14 protein-coding genes are annotated in these 16554 nt (G+C 73.4%); 8 read left to right on the top strand and 6 right to left on the bottom strand.

Features of this window, described 5'->3' with window-relative positions; translation table 11 throughout:
• Positions 1-16 precede the first annotated feature (16 nt).
• From ACFYOV_RS04435 to ACFYOV_RS04460, 6 genes are all read left to right on the top strand, one after another.
• Positions 17-1390: an FtsW/RodA/SpoVE family cell cycle protein gene (locus tag ACFYOV_RS04435; RefSeq protein WP_389082706.1), complete on the top strand. Its 1374-nt coding sequence runs from the start codon at positions 17-19 to the stop codon at positions 1388-1390.
• On the top strand, positions 1387-2850 hold the full coding sequence (locus ACFYOV_RS04440) for a penicillin-binding transpeptidase domain-containing protein (RefSeq protein ID WP_389082709.1): 1464 nt from the start codon (positions 1387-1389) through the stop codon (positions 2848-2850). Before ACFYOV_RS04435 ends, ACFYOV_RS04440 begins: the two co-directional genes overlap by 4 nt.
• 208 nt (positions 2851-3058) lie before the next feature.
• Complete coding sequence (locus ACFYOV_RS04445; protein WP_389082712.1) at positions 3059-3997, top strand: diiron oxygenase; 939 nt, start codon at positions 3059-3061, stop codon at positions 3995-3997.
• A gap of 35 nt (positions 3998-4032) precedes the next feature.
• Complete coding sequence (locus ACFYOV_RS04450) at positions 4033-4686, top strand: TetR/AcrR family transcriptional regulator (protein WP_389082714.1); 654 nt, start codon at positions 4033-4035, stop codon at positions 4684-4686.
• A 525-nt stretch (positions 4687-5211) separates the two neighbouring features.
• The gene (locus ACFYOV_RS04455; RefSeq protein ID WP_389082717.1) at positions 5212-5535 is read left to right on the top strand and encodes a hypothetical protein; all 324 of its coding nucleotides are present in this window, start codon (positions 5212-5214) and stop codon (positions 5533-5535) included.
• Positions 5536-5638: 103 nt separating this feature from the next.
• The gene (locus tag ACFYOV_RS04460; RefSeq protein ID WP_389082720.1) at positions 5639-6871 is read left to right on the top strand and encodes an NlpC/P60 family protein; all 1233 of its coding nucleotides are present in this window, start codon (positions 5639-5641) and stop codon (positions 6869-6871) included.
• A 337-nt stretch (positions 6872-7208) separates the two neighbouring features.
• Here the strand turns inward: ACFYOV_RS04460 and ACFYOV_RS04465 are convergent, their stop codons facing one another.
• Genes ACFYOV_RS04465 through ACFYOV_RS04485 form a run of 5 tightly spaced genes read right to left on the bottom strand, consistent with a single transcriptional unit; the run spans position 7209 to position 13502 of the window.
• A complete protein-coding gene (locus ACFYOV_RS04465) occupies positions 7209-8471 on the bottom strand; it encodes a styrene monooxygenase/indole monooxygenase family protein (RefSeq protein WP_389082722.1) in 1263 nt (420 codons plus the stop codon).
• Between the two features lie 13 nt (positions 8472-8484).
• Positions 8485-9126 carry an ATP/GTP-binding protein gene (locus ACFYOV_RS04470; protein WP_389082725.1) on the bottom strand — a complete coding sequence of 214 codons (642 nt, stop codon included), beginning with the start codon at positions 9124-9126 and terminating at the stop codon, positions 8485-8487.
• Entirely contained in the window at positions 9107-9529 is a 423-nt protein-coding gene (locus ACFYOV_RS04475) for a DUF742 domain-containing protein (protein WP_389082727.1), read from the bottom strand. The genes ACFYOV_RS04470 and ACFYOV_RS04475 overlap by 20 nt, the downstream gene beginning before the upstream one ends.
• The gene (locus tag ACFYOV_RS04480) at positions 9526-10029 is read right to left on the bottom strand and encodes a roadblock/LC7 domain-containing protein (RefSeq protein ID WP_389082729.1); all 504 of its coding nucleotides are present in this window, start codon (positions 10027-10029) and stop codon (positions 9526-9528) included. Before ACFYOV_RS04480 ends, ACFYOV_RS04475 begins: the two co-directional genes overlap by 4 nt.
• Complete coding sequence (locus ACFYOV_RS04485; RefSeq protein WP_389082732.1) at positions 10026-13502, bottom strand: nitrate- and nitrite sensing domain-containing protein; 3477 nt, start codon at positions 13500-13502, stop codon at positions 10026-10028. The genes ACFYOV_RS04480 and ACFYOV_RS04485 overlap by 4 nt, the downstream gene beginning before the upstream one ends.
• 392 nt (positions 13503-13894) lie before the next feature.
• On the opposite strand from ACFYOV_RS04485, the gene ACFYOV_RS04490 reads away from it, so the two are divergent.
• Positions 13895-14680 (top strand): hypothetical protein, encoded by a 786-nt coding sequence (locus ACFYOV_RS04490; RefSeq protein ID WP_389082734.1) that lies wholly within the window; start codon positions 13895-13897, stop codon positions 14678-14680.
• 268 nt (positions 14681-14948) lie between these two features.
• On the opposite strand, the gene ACFYOV_RS04495 is transcribed toward ACFYOV_RS04490, so the two are convergent.
• Positions 14949-15443 (bottom strand): MarR family winged helix-turn-helix transcriptional regulator, encoded by a 495-nt coding sequence (locus ACFYOV_RS04495; protein WP_389082736.1) that lies wholly within the window; start codon positions 15441-15443, stop codon positions 14949-14951.
• A gap of 226 nt (positions 15444-15669) precedes the next feature.
• Here ACFYOV_RS04495 and ACFYOV_RS04500 point away from each other — a divergent pair, with 226 nt between their 5' ends.
• The gene (locus tag ACFYOV_RS04500; protein WP_389082738.1) at positions 15670-16506 is read left to right on the top strand and encodes a lysozyme; all 837 of its coding nucleotides are present in this window, start codon (positions 15670-15672) and stop codon (positions 16504-16506) included.
• Positions 16507-16554 lie beyond the last annotated feature (48 nt).

Genomic DNA, 16554 nt, shown 5'->3' on the forward strand with positions numbered 1-16554 from the left:
TGGGTAGGTTCCGGGCATGAGCAAGGCCGGAATCATCCTGGCGACGGTGGATCCGCCCGAGCCCGCCGTCCACCTCCCCCGGCGCCGAGGCATCGAACTCTCCCTGATGATCCTGGCCGTCCTGCTGTCGGTGTACGGCTACTGCGCCGTCGGCCTGGCCCGCGAGGGCTCCGTCCCGCCCGGTGCCGCCGGTTACGGCGCCGGGCTCGGCGTGCTCGCGCTGCTGGCCCACCTGGCGGTGCGGCTGCGCGCCCCCTGGGCGGACCCGCTGCTGCTGCCCATCGCGGTGCTGCTCAACGGGCTGGGGCTGGTGCTGATCTACCGGCTCGACCTGGAGACGCCGGGTGACCGGGCGGCGCCGGCCCAACTGGTGTGGTCCACGCTGGGTGTCGGGCTGTTCATCGTGGTGGTGGTGCTGCTGCGCGACCACCGGGTGCTCCAGCGCTACACCTACGTCTGTGTCGTGGCGGCGCTGGTCCTGCTCACCGCGCCGATCCTGTTCCCGGCGGTGAACGGGGCCCGGATCTGGATCCGGGTGGCCGGGTTCTCCATCCAGCCGGGGGAGTTCGCCAAGGTGCTGCTGGCGGTGTTCTTCGCCGCGTACCTGGCCGTCAACCGCGGCGCCCTCACCTACGCCGGTCGCCGCGTGTGGGGGCTCCAGCTGCCCACCGGGCGGGTGCTCGGCCCGATCGTCGCGGTCTGGCTGGTGAGCGTGGGCGTGCTGGTGCTGGAGCGGGACCTCGGCACCTCGCTGCTGTTCTTCGGTCTGTTCGTCGTGCTGCTGTACGTCGCCACCGGCCGCACCGGCTGGCTCGCCGTCGGCCTGCTGCTGGCCTGCCTGGGGGCGGTGGCCGTGGGCCGGCTGGAGCCGCACGTGCACGGCAGGATCGAGACCTGGCTGCACCCCTTCGCATCGATCGAGGCCGGTGAGGGCCCGGGCCAGCTCGCGCAGTCCCTGTTCGCCTTCGCCGAGGGCGGACTGCTGGGCACCGGGCTCGGCCTCGGGCACTCGGTGCTCATCGGCTTCGCGGTCAAGTCCGACTTCATCCTGGCGACGGCCGGCGAGGAGCTGGGCCTGGCCGGACTGTCGGCGATCTTCCTGCTCTACGGGCTGCTGGTGGAGCGCGGCTACCGGGCGGGCCTCGCGCTGCGCGACGCCTTCGGCCGGCTGCTCGCGGTCGGCCTCGCCTCGATCGTGGCACTCCAGGTGTTCGTGATCGCCGGCGGGGTGACCGGGCTGATCCCGCTGACCGGCATGGCGATGCCGTTCCTGGCGCAGGGCGGCTCCTCGGTGGTGACCAACTGGGCGATCGTGGCGCTGCTGGTGCGGCTGAGCGACTCCGCGCGCCGGCCCCAGGACGGGGACGGGGACGGAGGTACCGGCCGGTGACGCGGCACATCCGGCGCGCCGCCGTCTTCTGCGCCCTGCTGCTGACCGCCCTGCTCGTCAACGCCGCCCGCGTCCAGGTGTTCCGGGCCGAGGAGTACGTCGGCAACCCGGCCAACCGCCGTGACGCCATCGCCCGTTACCACCAGCCGCGCGGCGACGTCCTGGTCGCCGGCCGGCCGGTCACCGGATCGCGGGACACCGGGGAGCACCTGCGCTACGAACGGACGTACCGTGAAGGGCCGTTGTACGCACCCGTCACCGGCTTCGCCTCACAGGAGTACGGGACGACGCTGCTGGAGCACACCGAGGACGGGCTGCTGTCGGGCACGGACCCCGCCCTCGCCCCGCTGCCGCTCTGGAACGACTTCACACGCTCCCGCAACGCGGGCGGGAACGTGGAGACGACCATCGACCCGGCGGCGCAGCGGGCGGCCTACGAGGGGCTGCGCTCACGCAAGGGGGCGGTGGCCGCGGTCGATCCGTCGACCGGGCGGATCCTGGCGCTGGTGTCGGTCCCGTCGTACGACCCAGGGGTGCTGTCCGGGAACGGACGGACGGCGCGGGACGCCTGGCAACGGCTGAACGCCGACCCGGACCGGCCGATGCTCAACCGGGCGGTGGCCCAGACCTATCCGCCGGGCTCGACGTTCAAGGTGGTCACCACGGCGGCGGCACTGGACGCGGGGGTGGTGACCGACCTGGACGAGCCGACCGGCACCCCCGATCCGTACACCCTGCCCGGGACGACGACCCGGCTGACCAACGGGTCGCGGGGGTGCGAGGACGCCTCGGTGCGGGAGGCGTTCACCTTCTCCTGCAACACGGTCTTCGCCAGGCTGGGAGTGGCGACGGGGGTGCGGGACATGACGGCCACGGCGCACGGCTTCGGCTTCAACGACGCCGACGTGCGCATCCCGTTCCCGGTGGCGCGCAGCACGTTCGACACGACCGTGGACCCGGCGCAGCTGGCGCTGTCGTCGATCGGGCAGTACAACACGCGGGCCACGCCGCTGCAGATGGCGATGGTCGCGGCGGCGGTGGCCAACGGGGGGCAGATCCGGGAGCCGTACCTGGTGGAGCGGACGACGCGGGCGGGCGGCGCCACGGTGTCGGCGGGCGGGCCGCGGGCGGTGCGGCGGGCCATGCACCCGTCGACGGCGGTGCGGATGCGGGAGCTGATGCGGGGAGTGGTGGAGAAGGGCACGGGCCGTAAGGCGGCGATCCGTGGGGCCGTCGTCGGTGGCAAGACCGGCACCGCGCAGCACGGACTGGGCAACTCCGGCACGCCGTACGCCTGGTTCGTCTCCTGGGCGCAGGGGGGCCGGGACGCGCAGCCGAAGGTGGCGGTGGCGGTCGTCGTGGAGGACGCGGCGGCCAGTCGCCGGGAGATCAGCGGGGGCGGGACGGCGGCACCGATCGCGCGGGCGGTGATGGAGGCGGTGCTGAGGTCGGGGCACTGACGCCCGACCGGCAGGGACGGGGACTCGCGTGCGGCGTTCGTGCACCGCACGACGCCCCCGCGTGACGCCCCGCTCGGCTGACCGGCCGTCAACAAGTCGCGCCCAGGGGATTGACGGGCTTGCTGACAGGCAGTCTCATAAGTGGAGTGAACCGCCGGTAACCCGGACACGTCCCCACGACGTCCCCGCACCACGAGGTGGAACCCCCATGACGACCCTGACGGAAGCCGACGCGCTCGACGGCCTGCGCGACGCGCTCGGCCTGCTCAAGGACCGGGAGCAGGTGGCCCAGCGGCTGCTCGACTCTTCCGCCAAGCACTCCTTCGACCCGGACAAGGAGCTCGACTGGGACGCGCCCTTCGAGGAGGGCAAGTGGTTCTGGCCGCCCGAGCTGGTCTCGCTGTACGACACCCCGATGTGGAAGAGGATGAGCGAGGAGCAGCGCATCCTGCTCTCCCAGCACGAGGCCGCCGCCCTCGCCTCGCTCGGCATCTGGTTCGAGATCATCCTCATGCAGCTCCTGGTCCGGCACATCTACGACAAGGCCGCCACGAGCGCCCACGTGCGCTACGCCCTCACCGAGATCGAGGACGAGTGCCGCCACTCCAAGATGTTCGCCCGCCTCATCACCCACGGCGACACCCCCTGGTACCCGGTGAGCCGGGTCCACCAGCACCTCGGCCGGTTGTTCAAGACGATCTCCACCACGCCGGGTTCCTTCACCGCGACCCTGCTCGGCGAGGAGGTCCTGGACTGGATGCAGCGGCTGACCTTCCCCGACGAGCGGGTCCAGACGCTGATCCGCGGCGTGACGCGCATCCACGTCGTCGAGGAGGCCCGGCACGTGCGCTACGCCCGTGAGGAGCTGCGGCGCCAGATGCTCACCGCGCCGAAGTGGTCGCAGGAGTTCACCCGGATCACCTCCGGCGAGTTCGCCCGGGTCTTCTCCGTGGCGTTCGTGAACCCCGACGTCTACACCAACGTCGGCCTGGACAGGCGCGAGGCCCTGGCCCAGGTCAGGGCGAGCGCGCACCGGCGGGACGTGATGCAGCAGGGGTCCAAGCGGCTGACGGACTTCCTGGACGACATCGGGGTGCTGCGCGGGGTCGGACGGCGGCTGTGGAAGTCGTCCGGGCTGCTCGCGTAGGCACCCACCGCGTGCGGGCGGTTACGCTGCGGGGCATGACCCCGCAGGCCCCCACCCCCGCCTACCGGCGCCTCAGCATCGAGGAGCGCCGCAGCCAGCTGCTCGACGCCGCGCTGTCCCTCTTCGCCCACCGTGCACCGGAGGACGTGTCCCTGGACGACGTGGCGGAGGCGGCCGGGGTGTCGCGGCCGCTGGTCTACCGGTACTTCCCGGGCGGCAAGCAGCAGCTGTACGAGGCCGCTCTCGGGTCGGCCGCCGAGGAACTGCGGCACTGCTTCGACGAGCCGCACGTGGGCCCGTTGCTGCTCCGGCTGTCCCGGGCCCTGGACCGCTACCTGGCCTTCGTCGAACAGCACGGCACCGGCTTCAGCGCGCTGCTCCAGGGCGGCAGCGTGGTGGAGACCTCCCGCACGACCGCGATCGTCGACGGGGTGCGCCGGGCCGCCGCGGAGCACATCCTCAGCCACCTCGGGGTCGTCGAGCCCGGCCCCCGGCTGCGGATGACCGTGCGGATGTGGATCACCGCCGTCGAGGCGGCGTCACTGATCTGGCTCGACGAGGGCCGGCAGCCGCCGGCCGATGAGCTGCGGGACTGGCTGGTGGAGCAACTGGTGGCGCTGCTGGAGGTGACGGCGCGACGCGACCCCCAGACGCAGACGCTGATCCAGGCGCTGGCCGGGGACGACTGAGCCCGGACCGCCGGGGACGACCGGCCCCGGGTGCGACCGGCCCTCGGGTGCGACCGGCCCCCGGGTGCGACCGGCCCCCGGGTGCGACGGGCACCGCCGGCTCGGGGCCGGGCGGCGACCGGCCCCGAGCCGGGCCCTGGTACCGACGGCCGGCTCCCGGAGGGGCGGGCGGGCGAAGACACCGCGCATGAGCCGCGGACCGGCCGAGACCGTCCGAGGCCGAACCGGACCTGGACGGCCGGCACCGAGTCCCGACGGGACAACCGACACCGAGTCCGGCCAAGAGCGCCGAGGCCGGACCGGGCCGGGACGCCGACACCCGGACCCGACGGGAACAGTCGGATCCGGCCCTGCGCGGACGGCACCGGCTCGGGGTGGCGCCGGCACCCCACGCCCAGCGGATCGGCTGAGGCGGCCCACGAACGACGGATGCGCCGAGGTCCCGCGCGGGGGGGGCACCTCGGCCCCGCGCGCGGGGGACGGCCGGAGGCGGCCCGTGCCGGTCGCATGGCGGACACTGGTGCCGTGAAGAGCCAAGACACCCCCTTCGAGGGCGGGCCCATGGACGGGCGCGTCCTGCCCGTGCTGCTGGGCATCACCGGGCACCCGCCCAAGACGTATCGCATCCCCGTCCCGGACGCCGCCGGCGGGCCGCCCACGGTTCTGGTCTACCGACGGGTGCCCCGGGGGCAGAGCAGCCGGACCGGGCTGACGCGGGGGTGGAAGTACCTCTACGACCCCGAGGGCGCGGCGGGCAGGCGGGGCGGCCGGCCGCGGTGGCCGTGGTCCGGACCCGCCGCCGATCCAGACGCCACGCCGGGCGGCAAGCCGGACGACGCGCACGGGTGACGGGCTTGCGCCGAACCGCGCACACCCGGCGCGCGGCCCCGGCGGACACGTCTGATGCTCACGATGCGGAGCGGAGGAGCCGCCCCGCGTCGGAGGTGATGACGTGTCAGGAGTGCTTCTGCGTCTGGTGTGTACGGCGGCGGTGGCGGCCGGGACCGTTCTCGCACCCGTGCCCGCGGCGGCCCAGCCCGGTTCGCCGGCTCCCCCGGAGCGGTCCGTTGCCGAGCTGCTGACGGAGCTTCAGACGTTGTACCGGGAGGCCGAGAAGGCCACGGAGACCTACAACGCCACCGAGGAACGGCTGAAGCGGCAGCGCGCCGAGACCGAGCGGCTGGACCGCGCCCTCGCCCGCGCACGGCTCTCCCTGCACGACAGCCGGGCTGCCGCCGGACGGCTGGCCCGGCAGCAGTACCAGAGCTCCACCGATCTCTCCCCGTACGTACGGCTGCTGCTCGCCCGTGACCCGCAGCGCGCGCTCGAACAGGGGCATGTGATCGGGCGGATGGCGCGGCGGCGGGCCGAGACGGTGGGGCGGCTGGCCGGCGACGAGGAGAGGACCCGGGCACTGGCCCGGCGGGCGCGCACGGCTCTCGACGGGCAACTCGCGCTGGCCGAGCGGCGGAAGAAGCAACGGGACGAGGTGCGCGAGCGGCTGGGCGACGTCGAGGAACTGCTGGCCTCGCTGAGCGGCGAACAGCTGGCGGCGCTCGCCGAGCTGGAGGAGGCCGGGGTGGCCGAGGCGCAGGAGGAGCTGCGGGCCTCCGGCGTGCCGGCCGACGACCACAAGCCGACCGCGGCGGGCGACCGGGCGGTGCGCTACGCCGTCGGGCAGCTCGGGAAGCCGTACGAGTGGGGTGCGGAGGGTCCGGAGGCGTACGACTGCTCGGGCCTGACGTCGCAGGCGTGGGCCGCTGCCGGGACGCCCGTCCCCCGGACCAGCCAGGAGCAGTGGGCGCGCCTGCGCCGCGTCCCCCTGCGGGACCTGCGCCCCGGCGACCTCGTCGTGTACTTCCCGGAGGCCACGCACGTCGCCCTGTACCTCGGCGACGGCATGGTCGTCCAGGCACCCCGCCCCGGCGCGCGGATCAAGGTTTCTCCCCTCGCGGCGAACCCGATCCTCGGCGCGGTACGCCCCGACCCGGACGGGCTGCCCCTGGAGCGGTACGCACCTCCGGAGCTCCCGGAGCACGCGACGCAGGGCCCCGACGAGGGCTATGCATCCCCCACGGCTCCCACACCGGACCTGCGGGACCCGACGGACACGACGGTCTCGACGGACTCGACGGACGGGACGGACTCGACGGAGCCCACGGATCAGGCCCTCACCACGGAGTGACCGGACCGGCTGTCGGGTCGGTGGGGCCGGGCCGGCGTACTCCGGCCGGGCGACCACCTCGGGCTCCCGAAGACCGGGACGGGCCTGCCCGCGGTGGCCTCCGCAGACCCGTCCGCAGTGGCCTCCGCAGAGGTGCGCCGGTTTTTCGGGGAGCCGGGCGGCCGGTCCCGGGGTGCCCGGCCCCGAGGCAGGCGCACCTGCGTGCCCGGACCCCTGGGGGCAGCAGCGGCCCGGGGCGCCCGGACGCCCCGCCCGGCCTTGTCCGCGTCCTACGCACAGCTGCCCGTCCACGGCCCCGGCCGGGACGCCCTCGTGGACTGCCGTCCGCCCGGAGGGACTACGCGACGGTGGCCCCCGATGCCTCCATCAGGTAGGCCTCGGTCTTCTGCGGGTCGTAGAAGAAGTTCTCGAAGTCCGCCGGGTTGTTGAAACCGTTGGCGAAGCGGTCGGCGACCGGTGGGAGTTGGCCGGCGGCGCCGATGAGGTTCAGGACGTGCTCCGGCGGCGGGGCGAGCATGGTGTTCGTCCACTTGGTGACGTGCCGTGCCGTCTCCCAGTAGCGGTCGAAGGTCTGCTGCATCCACTCCTCGTCGAACGGCTTGTCGCCGTGCTCGAGGATCGACGCGAGGTAGGAAGCGGCGCACTTGGACGCCGAGTTGGAGCCCTGACCGGTGATCGGGTCGTTGGCCACGACCACGTCGGCGACACCGAGGACCAGGCCGCCGCCGGGCAGCCGGCCGATGGGGTTGCGCACGGTGGGGGCGTAACGGCCGGACAGCGTGCCGCCGGCATCGGTCAGTTCGACCTTGGTGGCCCGCGCGTACTCCCAGGGGAGGAACTTCTCCATCAGCTCCAGCGTCAGGGCAAGGTGTTCGGCGGGATCCTTGACGTCCTTGAAGACGTCCAGCGGGCCGCCGGGGATGCCCTCCCAGAAGAGGATGTCGGCCCGGCCCGAGGTGGTGAGCGTCGGCATGATGAACATCTCGCCGACCCCGGGGACGAGGTTGCAGCGGACGGCCTCCGTGTCCGGGTGCTCCGGACGCGGGCCCAGTCCGTGCACGTAGGCCACCGCGAGGGCGCGCTGCGGCTCGCTGTAGGGGGAGCGCTCGGGGTCCCGGGCGAACATCTGCACGAGTTCGCCCTTGCCCGCCGAGACGAGCACGAGGTCGTACGTGCGCGAGAAGTAGTCGAGGTCGCCGACCGCCGCGCCGTGGATGACCAGTTGGCCGCCGCGCTGGGCGAACGTCTCCATCCAGCCGGCCATCTTCACCCGCTGGTCGACCGACTGCGCGAACCCGTCGAGCCGGCCCAGCCAGTCGATCGCCCGCTGCGTCGGGCCGGGGTCGTGCGAGCCGGGCGCCGCGACCGAGACGCCGAGTCCCTGGATCTTGGGGGCCTGGGACTCCCAGAAGTTCAGCTGGAGGTCCCGCTCGTGCTGTAGGGCCGTGTGGAACATGCACTGCGTCGACATCACCCGTCCGGTGCGGATCTCGTCCGCGGTCCGGTTGGACATCAGGGTGACCTCGTACCCGTGCGACTGGAGGCCGAGGGCGAGCTGGAGGCCGGACTGGCCGGCTCCGACGACGAGTATCTTCCGCATACGGGGGTGTCTCCTACTCGGGGGTTTCGTCGAGCGCGTGGCCCACCAGGGCCAGGAGGGTCTCGATCACGGAGATCCGGCGGCGCGCATCCATGATCATGACAGGTATGTGACGCGGGATGGTCAGTGCCTCCCGCACGTCCTCCGGCTCGAACCGCTCACTGCCGTCGAAGTGGTTGACCGCGACGACGTACGGCAGCCCACAGCTCTCGAAGTAGTCCAGCGCCGGGAAGCAGTCCTTCAGACGGCGGGTGTCGGCCAGGACGACCGCGCCGATCGCGCCGCGCACCAGGTCGTCCCACATGAACCAGAACCGCTGCTGACCGGGGGTGCCGAAGAGGTAGAGCACCAGGTCGTCGTCGAGCGTGATGCGGCCGAAGTCCATGGCCACGGTGGTGGTGAGCTTGCCCGGTGTGGCGGTGAGGTCGTCGGTCTCCTCGCTCGCCTCGGTCATCAGCGCTTCGGTCTGCAGCGGTGTGATCTCCGAGACCGAGGTGACCAGCGTGGTCTTCCCGACGCCGAAGCCGCCCGCCACCACGATCTTCGTGGCGATCGGGGCGCGGGTGCGGTCCGTCTGCCAGGACCTGAGATCCTCGTCGGGCTCGGCGACGAGGGAGGAGACGCCCCGAGCGGCGTCAGAGACGACGGAGTCCACTCAGCACCCTTTCCAGCAATGCGCGGTCCGGGCGGCCCGTGCCGTGGCCGGTTCCCGTTCCGTAGACACGGATCTTTCCCTGGTCCGCGAGGTCGCTGAGGAGCACGCGGACCACGCCGAGCGGCATCTTCAGCAGCGCGGCGATCTCGGCCACCGTACGCATACGGCGGCACAGTTCGACGATGGCCCGCATCTCCGGCATGATCGCCGACTTCAGCTGGCCGTTCGTCAGTTCCCTCCGCTCCTCGCCGGCTTCGATCGCGGCCGTGCTCGCGACGAAGGTCTCGACGAGCAGCACGTGCCCGAAGCGGGTCCGGCCGCCGGTGAGCGAGTAGGGGCGGACCCGGGCGGGTTTGCGGTCACCGCCGCGGACCGGGAGGTTCTTCCTGGACGTACTGCTCATCGGGAACTCCCGGTGGACTCGGTCTCCAGGGATGCGCGCAACTCACTGCGGAGTTCGGGGGTCAGGACGTGTCCGGCGCGGCCGACGAACAGGGCCATGTGGTACGCCACCACGCTCATGTCGCAGTCCGCGGAGCCGTGCACGCCGAGCAGTGAGCCGTCGCTGATCGACATCACGAACAGGCTGCCCTCGTCCATCGCGACCATGGTGTGCTTGACCGGGCCGGAGTCCATCAGCCGGGCGGCGCCGACGGTGAGGCTGCCGATGCCGGAGACGATGGTCGCCAGGTCGGCGGCGGAGCCGCGCGGGCCGGTGCGGGCACCGCTCCTCGGCTCGCGCGCCTCGGCGATGCGGGCGGCGTCCGAGGACAGGAGCAGCAGGCCGTCGGAGGAGACCACCGCGACCGATTGGATGCCGGGCACCTCCTCCACGAGGTTGGTCAGCAGCCAGTGCAGATTGCGGGCTTCACTGCTCAGTCCGAAGGTACTGGGCGCGGTCAACTGCTTGCCTCCTCGACTGTGCCCCCCGTGGCTTCTTCGGATGTGTCCGGTGTGGCTGGTGAGCCTGTGGTGCCGTTCGCGGCAGCGCCGGCGACGGACGGGGCGTACGGGGTCCGGTGGCGCCCTGTCTGCTCGGCGATCTCGGCCTCGACGTCCCGGTAACCGGCCTCCGCCCCCCGGCGGAAGCCGCCGAGGCGACGGCGCAGTGCTTCGGCGTCCACGGACCCGGCGCGGGGCCGCGGCGCCTGCGCGGGCGCGGTGATCTTCGGTGTCCGCTTGGGCAGCCCCTTGGACGTGACGGGCTCCTCGTCGGCCGGCCCGTCGGGCACCCGGGCGTGCTCGGTCTCCGGCCCGGTCTCGTGCTCCGCGCGGGCGCCGGGACGGCTCGGGAGCGCGGGCTCGGCGGGGGTGACGGGCCGGGTGGGCAGCGCCGGTTCGGCCGCGGCGCGGCTCTCGGACGCGGCGCCCCCGAGCACGCCTTCGGCGAACGCCGTCGGCCGGCTCGAGGAGCCGTCCTCCGGCGTGCCACCGGGGGTGTGCTCGGCCTCCGCGTCACGCGGAGCGCCCGGGGCGGACGCTTCGGTCCCGCCGGTGTGCCGCGGGGCGGCGGACGGCTCCGCCTCGCCGGTGCGTGCGGGGTGGGCGGCGGGCTCGGGGGCGCCGGGGGCGGTCCCGCTCGCGGGGATCGGCCCGGGAGAGGTGCGCGTCGGCTCGGCCGGTGCCTCGGGGCCGTTCTCCTCGTCGGACGCCGCGGCCGGGACCGGGACGAGGAGCTCCATCGTGGTCTCGGCGGGGCGTTCGGGGACCGCGTCGGTCCCGTCCCGGGTCCCGTCCGCCTCGGCCGTGTCCTGCGCCGGGCCCTCCGCGGGACGCGGGGCGCCCACGCGCTCGCCGGCACCCCGCGACGGCTGCGGCACGGTCGCGCCCCGGGGTGCCGAGCCGTCGTCCGGGTCACTCGGGCTCTGCGCCGCGCCTTCGGAGGAACGCGGTATCCCGATCCGTGCGCCGGCACCCTCCGACGCGTCGTCCGGCCCCGCGTCCTCGGGCCGCTGGGGCGTCGCGTGGGCGCCGGGGCCCTCAGCCGGCTCCGTCTCCGGACGCGACGGTGCCGAGGCCCTGTTCTCCGCGTCGCGCGGATTCGTCGCCCCGGTGTCCGGCGCGTGTCCCTCCCCCGTGGGCTCCTCCGGGGCGGCCGCCGGCTCCTCGGTCCCCGCCTCCCGCTGCCGTACCGTCCGCTCGGCCAGCGCGACCAGCGGGTCGCCGGACTCGGTGCGGCCGTGCAGGACGTTGGAGTTGGCCTCCGCGTCGGCGCCGGGGAGGGTGAAGCTCTGGGTGCCGCCGGAGACCGGGCCGGAGGCCGGCACCGCGGCGGGCGTGGCAGGTGCGAGGAGCGCCTTGGGCAGGACGACGACCGCGGCGACGCCGCCCTGCTTCTGCTCGCGCAGCTGGACCCGCACCCCGTGCCGCTGGGCGAGCCGGGCCACCACGTACAGGCCGAGACCCAGGCCGTCCTCGGCCTCCTGGTCGTAGGGGGCCTCCGGGTCGAGGTCCGCCAGGCGGGCGTTGAGCCGATCCAGCCGTTCCCCGGTCATGCCGATGCCCTCGTCCTGGACGGAGAGCATGACCTCGCCGTTCTCCAGCAGCCAGCCGGAGACCTCGACGGGCAGGTCGGGCGGGGAGAACGACGTGGCGTTCTCCATGAGTTCGGCGAGCAGGTGCGAGAGGTCGTCCGCGGCGAACCCGGCGATGTGCGCGTGCGGCGGCAGCGCGGCGATGCGGACCCGCTCGTACCGCTCGATCTCGCTGACCGCGGCCCGTACGACGTCCACCAGCGGGACGGGACCCGCCGTGTGCTGGACGTGCTCGGTGCCGGCGAGGACGAGGAGGTTCTCGCTGTGCCGGCGCATGACCGTGGCGAAGTGGTCGAGCTTGAACAGCGTGGCGAGGCGCTCGGGGTCGTCCTCGCGCTCCTCCAGTCCCTCGATGACGCCGAGCTGCCGCTCGACCAGGCCGAGGGTGCGCAGCGCCAGGTTGACGAACGTGCCGCCGATGCTGGTGCGCAGCCGCTCCAGGTGGGCCGTCGACCGTTCGAGCTCGGTGCGCAACTCCTCGCGGGCGTCCGCCATCTTCTGCCGCTGGCCGACGAGGTGCTTGCGGTCGGCCTCCAGCGTGGCGATCCGCTCGGAGAGGGCTGCCGCGTGCGCGTGGAGGGCGTTGACGGAGCGGACGACCTGGGCGAACTCGTCGTTGCGGCCGGTGAAGGTGACGGGTTCCTGCGTGGTGGGGTCCTCCGCCTCGGCGAGGCGGGCGGAGCCGCGGCGCAGCACGGAGAGCGGGCGCGTGAGGGTGCGGGCCATGGCGGTGGCGATGCCGATGGTGAGCAGCATGAGCGCGCCGAGGACGGCGACGCGGATCTCCAGCGCGGTGACGTCGTCGTCGCGCAGCTGGGCGAGTTCCTTGGTGCGCTTGTCGAACAGGGCGGACTCCACCCCGCGCATCATTTCGACGCGGGCGGTGAGCGCGGTCCGGAGCTTCTTGGCGCTGGTGCCGAGTTCGCCGTCGGAGAGCGCCGGCTCGTCGGTGAGCTGCGCCAGGTACTTCTCGGCGGAGTTGACCTCGGGCCCGGTGACGGTGGAGTCGTACGAGGCGCGGGCCGCCTTGGGCGCGGTGTCGCGGAAGTCGGCGAGGGCGGCGTCGGAGCGCAGCCGGGCCTGGAGGGCGGCGGCGGTGAGCGCGTCGCGGCGCTCGGTGTCGGCGTCCGAGGAGCCGGAGACGGTGGACGGCAGGCCGGTGACCGGGTCGATGACGGTCTGGGTGCTGCGCGGCACGTTGAGCGCGGCGAGGAGCAGGCCGCGGGTGGCGGCGGCCTGCTGGACGGCGGAGTCCAGCTCGGCGAGGGCGTAGGCGCCGGTGCCCGCGCGCGGCGGCGTCCGCTGGGCGAGCCGTTCGGCGAGCCGGTGCAGCTCGGTGATCGCCGCGGAGTACGCCTGATGCGCTTCGAGAGCGGTGCTCTTTCCGGTGAGCGCCGCTCTGCGCACGGCCGCGATCCCGTCGAGGTCGGCCCGCAGCTCGTCCGTGGTGTCGCTGTCGGAGCGCAGTTCCTCGACCTGCCGGTCGACCCGGGCGCTGTGCTCCTCGGAGGGCGCCTTGGACTTGGGCCGTCCGGCCGCCACGTAGGAGGTGACCTCGTCCCGTTCGTCGGCGAGGGAGTGGGCGAGGGTGAGCGCGTCCTGGGTCTGCTCGGCGAGCGTCACCAGCTCCTGCGAGTCACCGAGCTGACCGGAGGCGGCGAGCAGCGACGGCGCTCCGGCCCCGGCGATCGCCGCGGCCACCACCGCCACCGCCACGATGAGCCGGTTGCGCACATGGGTGGGGCGGCCCCTGCCGACGGTGGGCGTCTGCTCCGCGCCCCCCACGGGGGCCGACTGCTTGCCTGTGCGACGAGGCCGCGTCTTCTGCACCGGTGCTCGCATTCCTGACTCGTGTACCCGTGGGCCCGGGTGACGCTCCGTCACGGGCGCGTGGCCCTTCCCGAGCTATCGACTGCGCTCGGGCAGGAAGGCGCCCCCATCGCTGCCCGACCCTCCCAGTGCCAGTGGGCAGTGGATGCGCATCACCTGACCCGCCACTCGAAGGAGTGAACATCGGACGTGAGTTGGGGGGCAAGTTCCGCTGTCCCTTGCAGCGGCCTTGCGCGGCACGCCGGTTGGACGTCTGCGACGGGCGGTGGCAGTATTCGCCGCCACGCGTTCCCCCGGGGCAGCATTCCTCCCAAATCCGGCGCCTGACCTGCGCGGCTGCGTCGATTCGGCGACCGTTGCCAGCCTTTCGGGGTCCTTGTGAAGGGGTCGTGCAGACTGGCCGGATGCGCACGGAACTTGTTTCGGAGCCCGGCGACCCGGGCCGGCCCAACGAGGACTTCGCGAGCGTCGGGCTTCCGGCCTCCGGGCAGGGCGGTTCGCTCGTCGTGCTGGACGGCGTCACGCCGCCGCAGGACGGCGGGGGCTGTCTGCATTCGGTGCCCTGGTACACCGCGCGCCTGGGCGGAGGGCTGACCGAACTGACCGTTTCGCTTCCGGATGTACCCCTGGCCGACCTGCTGTCCCGGGCACTCGCCCGGACCGCCGACGCACATGCCTCGACCTGTGACCTTTCTCACCCTCGCACCCCGCAGGCAACGGTGGTGCTGGCCCGCTGGTCACCGCTCGCCGTCGAGTACCTGGTGCTGTCCGACTCGGCCCTGCTGGTGGAGTCCCCCGGTGGCGCGGTCACCCCGGTACTGGACGACCGGCTGTCCCTGCTGCCGCGTTCGGCACTGGCCACCGATGCCCTGGTGGACGCCACGCTGCGCAACCGGGAGGGCGGTTTCTTCACGGCCGCCGCCGACCCGTCGGTTGCGGCCCGCGCGGTGACCGGCACCCTGCCGCGCGCCGAGGTGCGCGCCCTGGCGGCGCTGACCGACGGGGCCGCGCGCTGGGTCGAGCGGTTCGCGGAGGGCGGCTGGGCGGACTGCCTCACCCTCGTGCGCAAGGAGGGGCCGCAGGCCCTGGTGGACCGCGTACGGGCGCTGGAGCGCGCTGAGGCGGAGCGGTCGCCGGGCGCCCGGGGCAAGAGGCACGACGACGCGACGGTGGTCTACGTGGAGCTGTGACCCCCAGGTGCTGCCAGGCGGTCGCTCCTGTCGGGGGAGCCGTCACCCGACGATGCGTCCGAGGCGCGTCCCGCCACGGGAACCGCTCCCCGGCAGCCACCACCGGAGCGGCCACGTCCTGTGCGGGAAGCCGCACCACGGCAGCCCCACCGGACCGTCTCGCCCTCCCCCTCGTCCGCAAGGCACGTCCTCCGCGGGAAGCCGCCCCATCACGGCCGCCGGACGGTCACCGCCGGCCCCGGGACGCCACCCGGCGGCCCGGCGGGGGTCACTTCTCCATCCCCCGGTTGAGCTGGTTCAGAAGGCGGGCGAGTTCCGAGACCTCGCCGGGGTCCCAGTCGGCGAGGCGGCGGGCGTACCGCTCGCGGCGGGCCTCGCGCACCCGGCGCACCCGGTCGCGGCCCTCCTCGGTGAGGGCGACGAGCCAGGCCCGGCCGTCCGCGGGGTCCGGCTCGCGGGCCACCAGGCCGAGCTCCTCCAGGGCGCGCAGCTGACGGGACATCGTGGCCTTGCCGACCCCGATGTAGCCGGCCAGCTCGGTGGCCCGCTGCCGGCCGCACTCATCCAGACGGACCAGCAGCCCGTACGCGGAGGACTCCAGGTCGGGATGGACCTCGCGGGCCATCTCCCCCTGGTTGGCCCGTGCCCGGCGCAGCAGTACCGTCAACTCCCGCTCCAGAGCGAGGAATCCGGGCTGGTCCATACCACTCCCGGACACCCCGGAGGTGACGTGGCCCCCGTCGCCGTTTCCGCCTTCGTGCACGTCAGCCCCTGCCTCGGTTTTCCCGGTCCTGAAAGTTTTCGCCAAGTGGCGACGCCGCCGCAGCTCCGCCAGTATTTCGCAGGCGTAGACCAAGGGCAGCTTTCGGAGCCCTTCCCCCGTCGCGGTCTACGTGCGTAGCTTCTCTACCAGGCGATTGCGTGGCATGCCCACTACATGCGATGTGGGTCACATATCGGGTTCCCCCACCACCCCTTGGAGGCACGTCATGCCCGTGCACAGACCCTTTTCCACCCGTATACGCGCATGGGTGACCGCCGCGGCGGTCCTGCTCGCCCTGTTCTCCCTCCCCCGCACGGCCGACGCGGCCGACGGTCCGTCGGACTCCCCCCGCCCCACCCCGCCCCGCGGCTCCGCCCACATGGGCATGGGCGTCGTCACCCATGACGGCCGCGGCGGCCTGCCCACCACGCGCGTCGTCCAGACCGAAGGCGTGGACGTCTCCAGCCACCAGGGCAACGTCGCCTGGACGACGCTGTGGAACAGCGGGGTCAAGTGGGCCTATGTGAAGGCCACGGAGGGGACCTACTACACCAACCCCTACTTCGCGCAGCAGTACAACGGCTCGTACAACGTCGGCATGATCCGCGGCGCGTACCACTTCGCCACCCCCGACACCGCCGGCGGCGCCGCACAGGCGGACTACTTCGTCGACCACGGTGGGGGCTGGTCCGCGGACGGCAGGACGCTGCCGGGCGCCCTCGACATGGAGTGGAACCCCTACGGGAACGCCTGCTACGGCAAGTCGCCGACCGCCATGGTGAGCTGGATCCGCGACTTCCTGGACCGCTACCGGGCGCGCACCGGCCGGCACGCCGTCATCTACACCGCCACCAGTTGGTGGAAGCAGTGCACCGGGAACTACGGCGGCTTCGCCTCCGCCAACCCGCTGTGGATCGCCCGGTACGCCTCCACCGTGGGCGAGCTGCCCGCGGGCTGGGCCTACTACACGATGTGGCAGTACACCTCGACGGGACCGACGGTCGGGGACCACGACCGTTTCAACGGCACCATCGACCGCGTCAGGGCCCTCGCCCTGGGCTGACCGGGAAGCGGTGCGCGGGAGCGGACCCGCACGCCGGAGAAGGCCCGG

The organism is Streptomyces sp. NPDC005931, assembly GCF_042871235.1.
In the GTDB taxonomy this organism is placed as follows: domain Bacteria; phylum Actinomycetota; class Actinomycetes; order Streptomycetales; family Streptomycetaceae; genus Streptomyces.